The organism is Martelella sp. AD-3 (genome assembly GCF_001578105.1).
In the GTDB taxonomy this organism is placed as follows: domain Bacteria; phylum Pseudomonadota; class Alphaproteobacteria; order Rhizobiales; family Rhizobiaceae; genus Martelella.
Map to the genome: position 1 here is coordinate 1,320,505 of NZ_CP014275.1, position 15,608 is coordinate 1,336,112.

17 protein-coding genes and 2 tRNA genes are annotated in these 15,608 nt (G+C 60.9%); 18 read left to right on the plus strand and 1 reads right to left on the minus strand.

All coding sequences use genetic code 11. From position 1 onward, the window contains the following. Positions 1-87 precede the first annotated feature (87 nt). The 8 genes from AZF01_RS06100 (at position 88) to AZF01_RS06130 (ending at position 6,588) form a co-directional block, all read left to right on the plus strand. Positions 88-627: a hypothetical protein gene (locus AZF01_RS06100; RefSeq protein ID WP_024705979.1), complete on the plus strand. Its 540-nt coding sequence runs from the start codon at positions 88-90 to the stop codon at positions 625-627. Positions 628-711: 84 nt separating this feature from the next. Beyond that, the gene (locus AZF01_RS06105) at positions 712-1,320 is read left to right on the plus strand and encodes a hypothetical protein (RefSeq protein WP_024705978.1); all 609 of its coding nucleotides are present in this window, start codon (positions 712-714) and stop codon (positions 1,318-1,320) included. Positions 1,321-1,461: 141 nt separating this feature from the next. Continuing rightward, on the plus strand, positions 1,462-2,679 hold the full coding sequence (locus AZF01_RS06110; RefSeq protein ID WP_244435476.1) for a phage portal protein: 1,218 nt from the start codon (positions 1,462-1,464) through the stop codon (positions 2,677-2,679). Then, complete coding sequence (locus AZF01_RS06115) at positions 2,676-4,487, plus strand: hypothetical protein (protein ID WP_024705976.1); 1,812 nt, start codon at positions 2,676-2,678, stop codon at positions 4,485-4,487. Before AZF01_RS06110 ends, AZF01_RS06115 begins: the two co-directional genes overlap by 4 nt. After that, positions 4,487-4,732: a gpW family head-tail joining protein gene (gene gpW, locus AZF01_RS06120; protein WP_036235351.1), complete on the plus strand. Its 246-nt coding sequence runs from the start codon at positions 4,487-4,489 to the stop codon at positions 4,730-4,732. Before AZF01_RS06115 ends, gpW begins: the two co-directional genes overlap by 1 nt. Further along, a complete protein-coding gene (locus AZF01_RS06125) occupies positions 4,729-5,049 on the plus strand; it encodes a DUF2190 family protein (RefSeq protein ID WP_024705974.1) in 321 nt (106 codons plus the stop codon). Before gpW ends, AZF01_RS06125 begins: the two co-directional genes overlap by 4 nt. A 169-nt stretch (positions 5,050-5,218) precedes the next feature. Then, positions 5,219-5,473: a hypothetical protein gene (locus AZF01_RS23860; RefSeq protein ID WP_024705973.1), complete on the plus strand. Its 255-nt coding sequence runs from the start codon at positions 5,219-5,221 to the stop codon at positions 5,471-5,473. Beyond that, the gene (locus AZF01_RS06130) at positions 5,473-6,588 is read left to right on the plus strand and encodes a tyrosine-type recombinase/integrase (protein ID WP_244435475.1); all 1,116 of its coding nucleotides are present in this window, start codon (positions 5,473-5,475) and stop codon (positions 6,586-6,588) included. The genes AZF01_RS23860 and AZF01_RS06130 overlap by 1 nt, the downstream gene beginning before the upstream one ends. A gap of 38 nt (positions 6,589-6,626) precedes the next feature. Here AZF01_RS06130 and AZF01_RS06135 read toward each other — a convergent pair. Then, positions 6,627-6,702 (minus strand) — tRNA-Val (locus tag AZF01_RS06135). Positions 6,703-7,076: 374 nt separating this feature from the next. Between AZF01_RS06135 and AZF01_RS06140 the strand changes: the two genes are divergently transcribed. From AZF01_RS06140 to nuoG, 10 genes are all read left to right on the plus strand, one after another. Then, positions 7,077-7,153, plus strand: a tRNA-Asp gene (locus tag AZF01_RS06140). 411 nt (positions 7,154-7,564) lie between these two features. Next, positions 7,565-7,930: an NADH-quinone oxidoreductase subunit A gene (locus AZF01_RS06150; protein WP_024707025.1), complete on the plus strand. Its 366-nt coding sequence runs from the start codon at positions 7,565-7,567 to the stop codon at positions 7,928-7,930. Then, positions 7,921-8,499, plus strand: coding sequence for an NADH-quinone oxidoreductase subunit B family protein (locus AZF01_RS06155; protein ID WP_024707024.1), 579 nt, complete (start codon positions 7,921-7,923; stop codon positions 8,497-8,499). The genes AZF01_RS06150 and AZF01_RS06155 overlap by 10 nt, the downstream gene beginning before the upstream one ends. Positions 8,500-8,514: 15 nt before the next feature. Continuing rightward, positions 8,515-9,111, plus strand: a complete 597-nt coding sequence (locus AZF01_RS06160; protein WP_024707023.1) for an NADH-quinone oxidoreductase subunit C — start codon at positions 8,515-8,517, stop codon at positions 9,109-9,111. A 10-nt stretch (positions 9,112-9,121) separates the two neighbouring features. Then, positions 9,122-9,556, plus strand: coding sequence for a GFA family protein (locus AZF01_RS06165; RefSeq protein WP_024707022.1), 435 nt, complete (start codon positions 9,122-9,124; stop codon positions 9,554-9,556). Beyond that, entirely contained in the window at positions 9,553-10,743 is a 1,191-nt protein-coding gene (locus AZF01_RS06170) for an NADH-quinone oxidoreductase subunit D (RefSeq protein ID WP_024707021.1), read from the plus strand. Before AZF01_RS06165 ends, AZF01_RS06170 begins: the two co-directional genes overlap by 4 nt. Before the next feature lie 122 nt (positions 10,744-10,865). Continuing rightward, positions 10,866-11,828 carry an NADH-quinone oxidoreductase subunit NuoE gene (gene nuoE, locus AZF01_RS06175; RefSeq protein ID WP_024707020.1) on the plus strand — a complete coding sequence of 321 codons (963 nt, stop codon included), beginning with the start codon at positions 10,866-10,868 and terminating at the stop codon, positions 11,826-11,828. Between the two features lie 9 nt (positions 11,829-11,837). Continuing rightward, positions 11,838-13,136 carry an NADH-quinone oxidoreductase subunit NuoF gene (gene nuoF / locus AZF01_RS06180; RefSeq protein WP_024707019.1) on the plus strand — a complete coding sequence of 433 codons (1,299 nt, stop codon included), beginning with the start codon at positions 11,838-11,840 and terminating at the stop codon, positions 13,134-13,136. Between the two features lie 4 nt (positions 13,137-13,140). After that, positions 13,141-13,440 (plus strand): pentapeptide repeat-containing protein, encoded by a 300-nt coding sequence (locus AZF01_RS06185; protein ID WP_024707018.1) that lies wholly within the window; start codon positions 13,141-13,143, stop codon positions 13,438-13,440. 85 nt (positions 13,441-13,525) lie between these two features. Next, entirely contained in the window at positions 13,526-15,607 is a 2,082-nt protein-coding gene (gene nuoG, locus AZF01_RS06190; protein WP_024707017.1) for an NADH-quinone oxidoreductase subunit NuoG, read from the plus strand. Position 15,608: the final 1 nt, after the last annotated feature.

Genomic DNA, 15,608 nt, shown 5'->3' on the forward strand with positions numbered 1-15,608 from the left:
TGTACCGATTTCGTATTGACGAACTGAATATGCGAAGCTATCGTAACAATGCACTGAATTCGGATTATTGACAACGGAGCAACGCGAATGAGCACTCATTTTCGCGAACAGGACAACTACGTCCGCATTACAGAGCTCACCCCGGAGCTGAAGCGCAAGATCGAGGACGCGGTCGAAAACCTGCTGATGATCCTCGATGCCTATGACGGCGAGGCGGACGACGAAGACGACGGCAGCGACGAACCGGTGAACGGATGGCCCAATCAGGGGCAGTTCTCCAACAACGCCATGTCCTGCGATGACGAGCGGGAAATCGACAATTCCGAATACGAGCCTTGGCTTGGCTGGACAACGTCAGGGCTTGCTGGCGCAACGTATGACCGCGATCTCGAAATCAACGGCGATGAACACGAGCCGTTTTGCGGCTGGACCGAAGAATTCGATCAGGCCAACGTTCACAGAACCGCAGATACCGGACCGCAGGAATGGAGCTACCATTACGGCTTCGATCAAAGCGGTGTCCGTGTAGCGACCGACCTGCTGACGGCAAAACTTGGACGCCGGGCAGCGAATCGCGCCGCGCCGTTGCTGGTCTATCAAGATTTTGTCCTGCGAAGAGCGACCTGAGATAACCAGTTTGAAGTTAATGGTACGAAATAAGATAAAATAATACACTGGTATTTTTTGTTCGGATGTGGTTTTAATGCACCCATGGAACCGAAGCAGACTGCCCCCGAATATATCTATCCCCTCTCCACCATGATCGAAGTGGTGGGTGTGAAGCAGATCACGTTCAACAAATGGCGGATCCGCAATGGCCTGTTTCCGCGCACAAAACAGGAAAAGGGCTGGAGCTATTATTCCGTCGCTGACATCTGCACGGCCACGGCCGTCAAAGGTCTGATCGCACAAGGCGCTCAGGCCAAGTTTGCGATCAGGGCAGCCATGGCCCTCCTGCCGCGCTTCGAGGCCATGGACAAGGCGGCGAGGGGGCATAAGGCCGAGGATGACTGGATTGACCGGGTTCTGAAGCACAGCGTCGCCGTGATCATGAGTGATGATGACGCCGACGAACACGAAGATGCTGAGGTTTCGGTCGAGTTCTACCCGATCATGGTGCCGCTTAAGACGGTTCTCAAGACGGCCGACAACCGCAACCGGATCGGCTGGAATGCCGCAAGCTTCCTCGACCTGTTCGAGATCTACAAATCGGTTCTGTTCTCGCTCCAGATCATCAAGTTGGGCGATTTGGTCAATCCCGCTGCGCTTGACCGAATGAGCATCCAGGACCTGTTCGAAGCGCTTCAAGCCAACCACTAAGCCGACCGGTCATAACGGGAGCGAATAGATAAGCTGATGGCATCCTATATTAGAAAACTCTTTCATAAGAGGAACAAAACAGACGCAAAGCATGGCCGTAGCGTGAACGCTGCGGCCTTCTGGCCTGATGATCCCCGCACAGTGTCAGCCAGCCGCGACATTCGTGCGTCCACGCAGATCGTCGGCCAGCGTGTTGCAGGCCTCTATCTGAACGATCCGGTTGTCCGCTCCGCCGTCGAGATCATGGTTTCCATGCTGGTCGGTGACGGCGTTCGCCTGAAGCATTCGGATGCAGAGATTGCCAAAGGCTTCAACAGCCGCCGCTTCGATCCTTCCGAAGAACAGAGCCTGCTTTCGCTGCAACGCGCCGTGGCCCGCTCCTGGGCCGTCTACGGCGAAGCGCTGGCACTGATGCGCACCCTTGAGGGCGAGGTATCCGTCCAGATGCTGCACCCCGATCAGCTGGAACGGGCAAAGAGCGAAGACCTCGGCAATGGCCGGGTGATCATCGCAGGCGTTGAATTCGATGAATTCGACCGCATCGTCGCTTACTGGATCCTGCCGCAGTCGCCGGACGATCCCTTTGGCGTCTATCGTCCCTCGCAGCGCTTCGAGGCAGCGAACGTGCTGCATATCTTCGAACGGGAGTTTCCCGGCCAGACGCGCGGCATTTCCCCGCTGGTCTCGGTTCTGCCGGTTCTGAACACGGCCAGCATTGCCGTCGATGCCGGTCTGAAGAAGCTTCAGGTGGCAGCACTCTTTACCGCTTTCCTGACCACGCCGGACGGCTCGGATGTCTTCAGCGGCGATGTGAAGCCCTCGATGGAGCCGGGGGCAACGGTTCGCCTCAATCCCGGCGAAAGCGTTGACATGGCCGAAGGCGGCGAGGCGGGCGATCTGCCTGCCTTCCTCAAGATCCTTTACCGGCAGGTGGCCGCTGCCATCGGCTGCACCTACGAGGATCTGATCGGCGATCTTGAGGGCGTGAACTATTCGAGCTTCCGGGGCGGTGCCCTGACGGCACGGCGCAAGGCGGACGCCCGTCGCACCCTTCTGATCATCGACGGCTTTCTGGTGCCGCTCTATCGCCGCTGGCGGGCCATTGAAGCGCTGCGCGGCAATCTCTCGGCCGAGATCGAGGATCCCGAATGGATCGAGCCCTCATGGCCGCAGGTCGACCCGATGAAGGAAGCGCAGGCGGATATCGATCTGGTCGATGCCGGTCTGAAGAGCCGCAAGGAAGTCATCGAAGGCCGGGGCCGCGACTTCGAGACCGTCGAGGCCGAGATCGCCGCCGACACCTTCACCCCAAAAGCAGCCAAGGCCAAAGCGCCGGAACAGGAGGCCATCGAAGAATGACGCTTCTCATGCGCAGGACGCAAGCGCGCCCGAACTCATACGATCCCGAAACCCGCAGCTTCACCGTGATTGCTGCCACCGAAGCGCCGGTTGATCGCGGCGATCATATCGAGGTGCTCGACCTCGATGCCTTCTTTGCCGCAGGCCTGCCCGAAAGCCTGCCGCTTCAGACCGACCATTCCCAAAGTGTCCGCGACACGGTCGGCCGCATGAACAACTTCCGGATTGAGACCATCGACGGCAGGCGCGCGCTTGTTGCCGATGCCGTGCTTTCCGGCCGTGCCGACAATGACGCCCTTGCCGCCAACCTGAAGGACGGTGCGCAGACGGGTTTCTCGGTCGGCTACACCGTTTCCCGCTGGCAGAAGTCGAAGGACGGCCAGACGGGAAAGCCGATGCGACGCGCCGTAGCCGGGCGGTTCGTTGAGGGTTCGCTTGTCATCAACCCGGCAGACGCAAACGCCTTTGTGAGGATGGACACCATGGAAACAGAAACGCAGACCGGCAACGAAAACGCCGGTCTCGATGACGCAACGCTGCGCACGATTGCCCGCTCGGCAGGCATCGCCGACGCCACGATTGACACCGTGCTTTCCCGTGGCGGCGACAATGAAGCCCGCATGCGCGGCCTGCTCGAAAGCCTCGGCACTGCGCCGCTTGTTCGCAGCGCCGGAAACCACAATGAAGATACGCTCGACAATCCGCAGGTTCTTTGCCGTGCGGCCATCGATGCTTTTGACGCCATCAACCGGGGACAGGCTCCGACCGGGGCCGCTTCCGCCGTCTTTGCCGAAGGCGAGGCCGCCTTTGCCCGCCGCATCCTGCGCAATGCCGGTCAGAACATCGCCGGTCTTTCCGATGCGATGGTTCTGCGCAACGCGGCCGCCACTGCCGACTATGCGATCATCGCAGGCGGGACGTTCAATCTCTCCATGCGCCGCGAGTATGAAGCCGCTCTCTCCCCGATTGCCACGCTCTTTGGCGAGACAACGGTGGAGACCTTCAACAAGGAAACCTCCGGCCTCGTTGACTGGACGACGCTTGCCATTGGCGACAAGCTGGAAAACGGCCACTACAAGGCGTCGTATGTTGATGAGAGCGGCGAGACGATCTTTGTCTCGACCATTGGCGGGGTAACGTCCGTATCGCGCGAGCTTTCGATCAATGCCGGTTCCAGGCTTGGCGATATGGGGTCCAAGTATGGCCGCAGGCTTGCCGCTGACCTTGCCGACCGGCAGGTCGCATTCCTTGAACAGAATGACGGGGCAGGCCCGAAGATGGCAGACGGCAAGGCCGTGTTCCATGCCAGCCGTGGCAACATTGGTATCTTCGAAGATCCGGCCGACACTGGCGATGCCCTTCAAGACATCAACCTTCTTTTGGAGAAGTCCCGGCAGGTTCTGGCCTTCCGCTCCTCCATGTCGCGCCGGAAGGGCAAGGGTGATGTGATCATCGGGGTCTATCCGACCCACTGGCTTGTCCCGCCGGAATATGAAGCTGACGCCGTGCGTATGGTGCTGGCAACAGCGCCGACCAATATGGCGGAGATCAACCCACTGGCCGGCAAGCTGGTGGTTGTCTCGGAGCCGCGTCTCAGCAACGCAAAGCGTAGCTGGCTGGTCGCTGAGCCTGCCAAGATGGACGGGGCGACCCGTGTGCTGCTGCGCGGCAATGAGGCGCCCTTCACCGATAGCCGCCAGAACTTCGACACCGACGCCATCGACTTCAAGATCCGGCAGGACTTCGGCCTCGGCTGGCTGGAATGGCGGTCGTGGACCCGGCTCGATCACACTGAGGCGGCAGGCTGATGGCAGTGGACGAGCGCACAGAGCTTCAGGCCCAACTCAGCGAAGCAAAGCAGGCGCTGCACAAGCTCGAAATCGGCCAGAGCGCCGTCACGCTCTCTTATGACGGCGAGAGCATCACCTACACCGCTGCAAACCGCACTTCCCTGCAAGCCTACATTCGCAGGCTTCAGGCCGAACTCGGGGTTCCCACACAGGCGAACCCGCGCATCTTCAACATTCAGGGACGAAAGGGCTACAGGCCATGAAGAACTTCATTCAGCCCGGCAACATTGTCGATCTCACCGCGCCCGCTGGCGGGCTTGCCTCGGGGCAAGCCCATCTCTTCGGTTCGCTCTTTGGCATTGCCACCACAAGCGCCGCAGAAGGCCAGAGACTGGCCGTGTCGCTCGAAGGCGTCTTCGACCTGCCCAAGGCCGCAGGCGACAGTCTCGGCGAAGGTGAGGCCGTCTATTGGGATGGCGCGGCAATCTCGGCCACGAGCGAGGGCAACACGCTTGTCGGCCATGCCGTGGCCGCTGCGCCAGCCGCCGCAACGACCGTTTACGTCCGCGTCAAAAACTGATGCGGGCAGAGATCGGCGAGGGCGTTTCCGAATCCGCTTTCGCCGAAACGCCAGTCAAGCGCAGGTGACTGGTTAGCGGCGTTCTCCTTGGTCCGCCGCTGCAAAGGCCTCTCCCCGTGTTCGCTCATCGCGGGGGGAGGCTGAGATCGAAAAACGAGGAAAGAATAAGATGGCAGGTAGCAGTTTGCGGGAAGTGACGATCCCCCGTTTTGCGTTACGGGCAGAAGAGGCAGCGGCATCGCTGGCAATCTCGACTTCGCTTTTCAAGGCATGGGTTTCTGATGGACGCATGCCGAGGGGGCGCAAGATCGGCGGTGTGATGCTTTGGGACACTGAGAAGGTGAGGGCGGCTTGGAGCCGTCTTTCTGAAGATGGCGAAAGCCAGGACGATGATGAGAATCCCTTTGATGGGATGGTGGCCTGATGAAAACCCGATTGCGCTACTGTGTGTTTGATCCTGATCGGCGCGGAAACCCGCGCTATTACGTGCGCCAAGTTGGTAAGCCAAAAGTGCGGATCAAGGCGGCGTATAAGGATGATCAGGGGAACATCACACCGGAATTCATGGCTGAGTATTGGGCGGCTCTGGCCGTCCTTAATGGTATGGCTGAACCGAAAAAAGAAGCGCCGCGCGAAGAAACCTTCGACTGGCTGGTCGATCAGTATTTTCGCTCGCAGCGCTTCCAGCGGCTCAATGAGGCCACCCGGCGCGACAAGCGCAGTGTGTTGTTGCGGTTCTGCGAAACGGCCGGTGCGCTGCCCTACAAGAAGTTCCGCAAGAAGGACATGGAGGCCAGCCAGTTCAAGCGCCGCGAAACACCCGGTGCAGCTGACAAGCTCGTGAAGGTGATGCGCGCACTCTATAACTGGGCGATTGACGAAAAGCTTGCCGTGGAAAACCCGGCGGCGCGTGTCGGCAAGATCAACAATAAGTCGGAAGGCTTCCACACATGGACGCCGGAAGAAGTTGACCGGTTCCGCGCCTTTCATCCGCTCGGCAGCAAGCCGCGACTGGCGATGGAAATCATGATCAATGTCGGCGCGCGGATCTCCGACGCATGCCGACTCGGCCGCCAGCACGAAACCATGATCAACGGTCGGCGATGGCTGAAGTTCACCGCTGAAAAGAACCGTGACCGCTTTCCGGTGCTGATCGAGGTGCCGATGACCTCTGACCTTATCAAGGCGCTCGAACGCACAGAGACGGGCGATCTGGCCTATCTGGTGACCAGCTTCGGCAAGCCATTCGTGAAGGAAGGTCTCGGCAACAAGATGCGCGAATGGTGCAATCAAGCCGGGCTGAAGCGTTGCAGCGCCCATGGGCTTCGCAAGGCTGCTGCCGTGATCATGGCTGAAAGCGAAGTGTCAGCGCCGGAGCTTTGTGCTGCCTTCGGATGGCGCAATCTCAGCACGGCACAGATCTACATTCGCGAAGCTGAAAAGCGCCGTCTCTCCCGAAATGCCTTCGAGCGTGTCGAACGCTTCAGGAACAGGAATGTCTCACTTTCAAAAGCGAAAAACGCCGATGAGACAGATTGAGGAAATTATGATGGGAAAACAGTGCCCTAAAAAGGGGATGGTGGGCGATGAGAGGCTCGAACTCCCGACATCCTCGGTGTAAACGAGGCGCTCTACCAACTGAGCTAATCGCCCGCCCGTGTTGGTGGTGCGTGAAATAGGCGGATAGGAGGAAAATCGCAAGAGGGTTTTCGCCGAATTTGCATTTTTTTTCAAAAACCCGGTGGCCGGAGCATGCCGAGGCGGCAGGCGCATGAATCGCTCCCGGCGGATTCGTGCGCGGGAGAGAAGAAAGCGCCGTCGAACGCCGCTTGACAGGATGGCGACCGGCGATTTTTCCGATGACGGTTTTGCCGGTTTTCCGGGCCTTCCCGCAAGGGGCGCGCAAAAAAAACAGAAATGCGAGATATGTCGCTTGACAGTGGCAGGCGACCCCCTTAAACAGCCGCTCACGCCAGACAGACAAGCGCTCGCGAAAACAAGCGCTTGCCCCTGAAACGGCCAAATGCGCGGGTGTAGCTCAGCTGGTTAGAGTGCCGGCCTGTCACGCCGGAGGTCGCGGGTTCGAGCCCCGTCACTCGCGCCATTTTTTCTTCTCCTTCACGTTTTTCATCCTTTGTTGCGCTGCGGTTCAGTCCATGTGATCGGTCGCGCGCGGTTCGCCCATTGCATTTGCCGGCAGGCGTCGATTCCGGCACCGACGGAAATCGCCCAGCCTGACTTTGCCGGCGGACTTGCGGACCGTCATGGCGGCAGCCGGCCCTCCCTCCGAGAGCGCAGCAAATTGCCGCACCCCGTTCGAAAGGCCGCAGGCGACGCAAAACCGCCGCATTCCGTTCCCGAAAGATTGTTGCAGCGCCATGAAATGAAGTCGCAATGGCTTGCGCGAGCGCGTCGGCTGCGCTAACCACAACCCCGACATCTATCAATTTTCGGTCTCGCGGTTTATCCTGCGGGTGCGCTGACCCGGGCGCCACCAAACGGCAAGGGTGTTTTTATGGCTGAAGTCCTCAGTTCCTACGTTCCGATCGTCATCTTTATCGCAATCTGTCTCATCATCGGGCTCGCCCTGATGGTCGCGCCCTTCGCGCTGGCCTTCAAGGCGCCCGATGCGGAAAAGCTTTCGGCCTACGAATGCGGCTTCAACGCATTCGATGACGCGCGCATGAAGTTCGATATCCGCTTCTATCTTGTCGCGATCCTGTTCATCATCTTCGATCTCGAAGTGGCCTTCCTGTTTCCCTGGGCAGCATCTTTCGGCGATATCGGCTGGTTCGGCTTCTGGTCGATGATGGTGTTCCTCGGCGTGCTGACGATCGGCTTCATCTATGAATGGAAAAAAGGAGCACTCGAATGGGAGTGAGCCAGGACGAAACGCTGGTCGCGCCGGTTCCCAAGGGCGTGGTCGATCCGATGACGAACAAGCCGGTCGGCGCTGACGACCGCTTTTTCGGTGAAATCAACAACGAACTTGCCGACAAGGGATTCCTCGTCACCTCGTCGGCGCAGCTGATCACCTGGGCGCGCACCGGCTCGCTGATGTGGATGCAGTTCGGCCTTGCCTGCTGCGCCGTCGAAATGATGCAGATGTCGATGCCGCGCTATGACTGCGAGCGTTTCGGCTTTGCGCCGCGCGCCTCGCCGCGCCAGTCCGACGTGATGATCGTTGCCGGCACGCTGACCAACAAGATGGCGCCGGCGCTGCGCAAGGTCTACGACCAGATGCCCGAGCCGCGCTATGTCATCTCCATGGGCTCCTGCGCCAATGGCGGCGGCTATTATCACTATTCCTATTCCGTTGTTCGCGGCTGCGACCGAGTCGTTCCCGTCGATATTTACGTGCCGGGCTGTCCGCCCACGGCCGAGGCGCTGCTTTACGGCGTTCTTCTGCTGCAGAAGAAGATCCGGCGCACCGGGACGATCGAGCGATAGCGGCGGGAGAGAATGATGAGTGAAGCTTTGAACGATCTCGGCGCCCATATCCGCGAAGCCTGCGAAGGCGTGCGCGATATCCGCATCGCCCACGGCGAACTGACCGTTTTCACCACGCCGCAGGCGATCGTCGAGGTCGCGAAATTCCTGCGCGATGACGGCCAGTGCGCGTTCGTCAACATCATCGATGTCTGCGGCGTCGACTGGCCGGGCAGGGCGCAGCGCTTCGATGTCGTCTACCATCTCCTGTCGCCGACCCAGAACATGCGCATCCGCATCAAGGTGGCGGTGGACGAAGACGAAGTCGTTCCCTCGATCACGTCCATCTTCCCCGGCGCCGACTGGTTCGAGCGCGAGACCTGGGACATGTACGGCATTCCCTTTTCCGGCCATCCGGACCTGCGCCGCATCCTGACGGACTACGGTTTCGAGGGCCATCCGCTGCGCAAGGATTTTCCGACCACCGGCTTTGTGGAGCTGCGCTATGACGAGGAAGCCAAGCGCGTGATCTATGAGCCCGTCGAGCTTCGCCAGGAGTTCCGCAGCTTCGATTTCCTGAGCCCCTGGGAAGGACCCGAATACGTCCTGCCCGGTGACGAGAAGGCGAGCTGAGGAGGGCGTGATGGCTGAACGTCTTTCCGGCGGCTGTATCTGCGGAGCGGTTCGTTTCGCCGCGACTCCCGCAAGCGACGAGATGGGGGTCTGCCATTGCAGCCTCTGCCGTCGCTGGAGCGGCGGGGCCGGTTTCCTCGGCGTCGATTGCGGCGCGACCGTCGAGGTCGAAAACGAGGATATGTTCGGCGTCTACAAGTCTTCGGACTATGGCGAGCGCGTTTTCTGCAAGACCTGCGGCTCGACGCTGTTCTGGCGCATGCAGGACGGTTCGGACGTGGTCGTCTCCGCGCAGGCCTTCGATCAGCCCGGTCTTTTCCGCTTCACCAGCGAGATATTCGTTGACGAGAAGCCGGACAATTACGCCTTCGCCAACGATACGAAGAAGATGACGTCCGCAGAATTCTTCGCGGCTTACGCTGCACAACAGGATCCATCGGCATGACTGAACATAATGTCCGCAATTTCACGATCAACTTCGGCCCGGAGCATCCGTCCGCGCACGGCGTGCTGCGTCTGGTGCTGGAGCTGGACGGCGAGATCGTCGAGCGCGTCGACCCGCATATCGGCCTGCTTCACCGCGGAACCGAGAAGCTGATCGAGACCAAGACCTATCTTCAGGCCGTGCCCTATTTCGACCGGCTCGATTATGTGGCGCCGATGAACCAGGAGCACGCTTTCGCGCTGGCCGTGGAAAAGCTGCTGGAGGTCGAGATCCCGATTCGCGGCCAGCTCATCCGCGTGCTGTTTTCGGAAATCGGCCGCGTGCTGAACCACCTTCTGAACTGCACCACCGCCGCCATGGACGTCGGGGCGCTCACCCCGCCGCTCTGGGGCTTCGAGGAGCGCGAAAAGCTCATGGTGTTCTATGAGCGGGCCTGCGGCGCGCGCATGCATGCGGCCTATTTCCGGCCTGGCGGCGTGCATCAGGACCTGCCGCCCGAACTGGTCGAGGATATCGGCAAGTGGTGCGAGCAGTTCCCGGCAAAGCTCAACGATATCGAGGCGCTGCTGGCGGGCAACCGTATCTTCAAGCAGCGCAATGTCGATATCGGCAATATCACGCTCGAGGATGCGTTCGCCTGGGGCTTTTCCGGCCCGATGGTGCGCGGTTCGGGCGCTGCCTGGGACCTGCGCCGGGCGCAGCCCTATGAATGCTATTCCGATCTTGATTTCGACGTGGTCATCGGCAAGAACGGCGACTGCTATGACCGCTGGGTGCTGCGCATCAACGAGATGCGCGAATCGGTGAAGATCATGAAGCAGTGCGTCGAACGGCTGCTCGGCGATGCCAAGACCGGCCCGTTCAATTCGATGGACGGCAAGGTCGTGCCGCCGAAGCGGGCGCAGATGAAGCGTTCGATGGAAGCGCTGATCCACCACTTCAAGCTCTATACCGAGGGTTATCACGTGCCGGAAGGCGAGGTTTATGCCGCCGTCGAGGCGCCCAAGGGCGAGTTCGGCGTCTACCTCGTTTCCGACGGCACCAACAAGCCCTATCGCTGCAAGATCCGCGCCCCGGGCTTTGCCCATCTTTCGGCGATGGACTTCATGTCGAAGGGCCATCAGCTTGCCGACGTCACCGCCATCATCGGGACGCTCGACATCGTGTTCGGTGAGGTGGACCGGTGATCGCTGACGCCCTTGCAATGTCAAGAAACGCTTTTTGCTGTCCCGGACCGGTTGAAGGCCGGTGCCAGAACATGGGATATGCAAGAGTTGTGAACAGAACCTCCGAAGAGGTATAAGAGAGCATGTCCGTTCGTCGACTAGCCGATGAGAATGTCCAGCCCGCCGCTTTCGCGTTTTCAGACGAAAATGCCCGCTGGGCCGAAGCCACGATCAAGAAATATCCCGAAGGTCGCCAGCAGTCCGCCGTGATCCCGCTTCTGATGCGGGCGCAGGAACAGGAAGGCTGGGTGACGCGTGCCGCGATCGAGAAGGTCGCCGACATGCTTTCCATGCCGTTGATCCGGGTGCTCGAGGTCGCGACCTTCTATACCCAGTTCCAGCTGAAGCCGGTCGGCACCAGGGCGCATATCCAGGTCTGCGGCACCACGCCGTGCATGCTGCGCGGCGCCGGCGACCTGATCAATGTCTGCAAGAAGAAGATCGGTCCCGAAGCCCTTGAGCCGAATGCCGATGGCACGCTGTCCTGGGAAGAGGTCGAGTGCCAGGGCGCCTGCGCCAATGCGCCGATGGTGATGATCTTCAAGGATGCCTATGAGGACCTGACGCCGGAGCGTCTGGAAGAAATCATCGATGCCTTCGAGGCCGGCCGTGGAGACGAGATCAAGCCCGGACCGCAGATCGACCGCTGGTTTTCCGCGCCCGAGGGCGGGTTCACCTCGCTCACGGATGATGATGACGACGATGCCAGCGCTGACGACGAGACCGACGAGGGCGCCGGTTCGCCGGAAGCGCTCGACGGCGCCGAAGGCGACCGGCCGCCGGCTGCCGATCGGAAACCGGAAGACCCGGACGATCTGAAGATGATTTCGGGCGTCGGCCCGAAGATCGAGAAGCTTCTGAACGATATCGGCATCTACAAGTTCGAACAGATCGCCGCATGGACGCCGGGCGAATGCGCCTGGGTCAATGCCTCGCTGAAGCTCGGCGGCCGCCTCGAGCGCGACGAGTGGCAGCGCCAGGCGGGCGTGCTGGCCAAGGGCGGCATCGAGGAATATGAAAAAGTGTTCGGCAGAACAGCGCGCTAGGAGTGAAGCATGTTAAAAGACAAGGACCGCATCTTCACCAACCTCTACGGCCATCGCGACAAGTCGCTGAAGGGCGCGATGGCGCGTGGCTCGTGGGACAATACCAAGGCGATTGTTGACAAGGGCCGCGACTGGATCGTCCAGGAGATGAAGGATTCGGGTCTTCGCGGCCGCGGCGGCGCGGGCTTTCCGACCGGGCTCAAATGGTCGTTCATGCCCAAGGATGACCGGACGCATTATCTTGTTGTGAATGCTGACGAATCCGAGCCCGGTACCTGCAAGGACCGCGAGATCATGCGGCATGATCCGCATCACCTGATCGAGGGCTGCCTGCTGGCGGGCGTCGGAATGGGCGCGCATACGGCCTATATCTACATTCGCGGCGAGTTCATGCGCGAGCGTGAGGCTCTGCAGGCGGCGATCGACGAGTGCTACGAGGCCGGCCTGCTCGGAAAGAACAACAAATGCGGCTGGGACATGGACGTGATCGTCCACCACGGCGCCGGCGCCTACATCTGCGGCGAGGAGACGGCGCTTCTGGAAAGCCTTGAGGGCAAGAAGGGCCAGCCCCGGCTGAAGCCGCCGTTCCCGGCCAATATGGGCCTTTATGGTCTTCCGACCACCGTGAACAACGTCGAATCGATCGCGGTTGCGCCGACGATCCTCAGGCGCGGCGCGAGCTGGTTCTCCTCCTTCGGCCGTCCCAACAATGTCGGCACCAAGGTGTTCATGGTCTCCGGCCATGTGAACCGGCCCTGCGTGGTCGAGGAAAGCCTCGGCATCACCTTCCGCGAGCTGATCGAAAAGCATTGCGGCGGTATTCGCGGCGGCTGGAGCAACCTGCTTGCCGTGATCCCCGGCGGCGCGTCCTGCCCGGTGGTCAAGGGCGAGGACATGATCGACGTGCAGATGGACTTCGACGGCCTGCGCGAGGTGAAGTCCTCCTTCGGGACCGGCGGCGCGATTGTCATGGACAAGTCCACCGACATCATCAAGGCGATCGCAAGGCTTGCCGAATTCTTCAAGCATGAAAGCTGCGGCCAGTGCACGCCGTGCCGCGAGGGCACCGGCTGGATGTGGCGGGTGATGGAACGCATGGTGGTCGGCAAGGCGCAGAAGCGCGAGATCGATATGCTGTTCGAAGTCACCAAACAGGTGGAAGGCCACACGATCTGCGCGCTCGGCGACGCCGCCGCGTGGCCGATCCAGGGCCTCATCCGCAATTTCCGTCCGGAAATCGAAAAGCGGATCGACCAGTACACGGCCAACGCCACGTCGGAAGGCGCGGTGATGGAAGCGGCGGAGTAGACCGATGAAGTTCCATGACCAGGTTGATCGCATCGATGCCAGCAAGAGCTGCCTGGCGGGCTCGGCGTTTGATGATGTCGATCTGTCTGGTTCGAAGTTTCACAACGTGAACATGTCGGGCTGGAAGGTGAGCAACGCCAACTTTTCCGGCATGGTGGTGACGGACGCAAACCTGTCCGGCATGACGGTGACGGATGCCAACCTCTCGGGTGTCGCGATCAGCGAATGCCGGTTGCACGGCATGACGATCGACGGCATCGATGTCGGCGCGATGCTTGCGCTGTGGAAAGAACACAAGGCTTGAGGCGGAACCCGGAGCGGGCGTACGCAATCGAGAACGGAATGCCGGCGGTCTCTTTCGGATCATCGGCGAAGCGGGAAAAACGGATATGGTAAATCTGATTGTAGACGGCAAGGAAATCGAGGTTCCCGACCACTACACGCTGTTGCAGGCGGCTGAGTCGGCGGGCGCCGAAATCCCGCGCTTCTGCTTTCACGAGCGGCTGTCGATTGCCGGCAATTGCCGCATGTGCCTCATTCAGGTGAAGGGCGGACCGCCGAAGCCGGCGGCCTCCTGCGCCATGGGGGTCAAGGATATTCGCGGCGGCCCGGACGGCTCGCTGCCGGAGATCTATACCAAGACGCCCATGGTCAAGAAGGCGCGCGAAGGGGTGATGGAGTTCCTGCTCATCAACCATCCGCTCGACTGCCCGATCTGCGACCAGGGCGGCGAATGCGACCTGCAGGACCAGGCCATGGCCTTCGGCATCGACGCGTCGCGCTACCAGGAAGACAAGCGCGCCGTCGAGGACAAGTATATCGGTCCGCTGGTGAAGACGGTGATGAACCGCTGCATCCACTGCACGCGCTGCGTCCGCTTCACCACGGAAGTGGCCGGTATTTCCGAACTCGGTCTGATCGGCCGCGGCGAGGACGCCGAGATCACCACCTATCTGGAACAGGCGATGACGTCGGAACTGCAGGGCAATGTCGTTGACCTTTGCCCGGTCGGCGCGCTGACCTCCAAGCCCTTCGCCTTCACCGCCCGTCCGTGGGAATTGAACAAAACCGAATCGATTGACGTCATGGATGCCGTCGGTTCGGCCATCCGCGTCGATACGCGCGGTCGCGAAGTGATGCGCATCATGCCGCGCGTCAATGAAGAGGTGAACGAGGAGTGGATCTCCGACAAGACCCGCTTCATCTGGGACGGTCTGCGCACCCAGCGCATCGACAAGCCCTATATCCGAGTCAACGGCCGCCTTCAGGCGTCGAACTGGAATGATGCCTTCGCCGCGATCAGGTCCGCGGTCGACGGCGTTTCCGGCGACCGGATCGGCGCGATTGCCGGCGATCTGGCCACGGTTGAGGAAATGTACGCGCTCAAAGGTCTGATGAGCGCGCTCGGCTCGGCCAATATCGACTGTCGTCAGGATGGGACGAAGCTTGATCCGGCAAACGGCCGCGCAAGCTATCTCTTCAACCCGACGATCGAAGGCATTGAAAGGGCTGACGCTCTTCTGATCATCGGCGCCAATCCGCGGTTTGAGGCCTCGGTGCTGAATGCGCGCATCCGCAAGCGCTTCCGCAAGGCCAATTTCCCGATCGCCGTGATCGGCGAGCAGGCGGACCTGCGCTACGATTACGAATATCTCGGCGCCGGCCCCCAGACGCTTGCCGATCTCGCCTCCGGTTCGCTCGGTTTCCTCGATGTGCTGAAGAAGGCCGAACGTCCGATCATCATGGTCGGGCAGGGCGCTCTGACGCGCGAGGACGGCGCGGCCGTGCTGGCCAGGGCCGCGCAGCTTGCCGGCGATGTCGGCGCGGTGAGCGAGGACTGGAACGGCTTTGCCGTGCTGCACACCGCGGCATCGCGCGTCGGCGGTCTCGACATCGGCTTCGTGCCGGGCGAGGGCGGCAAGACCGCCGCCGAGATGCTCGGCGATACGGATGTGCTCTTTTTGCTCGGCGCGGACGAACTTGATTTCTCCGCCAAGAAGGCCGGCTTCACCGTCTATATCGGTTCGCACGGCGATGCCGGCGCGATGAACGCCGATGTGGTTCTGCCGGCGGCAACCTACACGGAAAAATCGGGCACCTATGTCAATACCGAGGGCCGCGTGCAGATGACCAACCGCGCAGGCTTCGCGCCGGGCGACGCGCGCGAGGACTGGGCTGTGCTCCGGGCGCTTTCCGGCATTCTCGGCAAGACGCTGCCTTACGACTCGCTGATGGCGCTGCGGGCCGCGCTTTACGGCGAATATCCGCATCTCGCCGCGCTTGACGCGGTCGCTGACGCTGATATCAAGGCCGTCGAAACGGCGGCGTCGAAGGGTGGGGATCTCGCGGAAGCCGGTTTCGTCTCGCCGATCACCGATTTCTACCTGACCAACCCGATTGCCCGGGCGTCCGCCGTGATGGCCGAATGCTCGGCGCTGGCGCGCAACAATTTCAAGGCAGCGGCGGAATAAG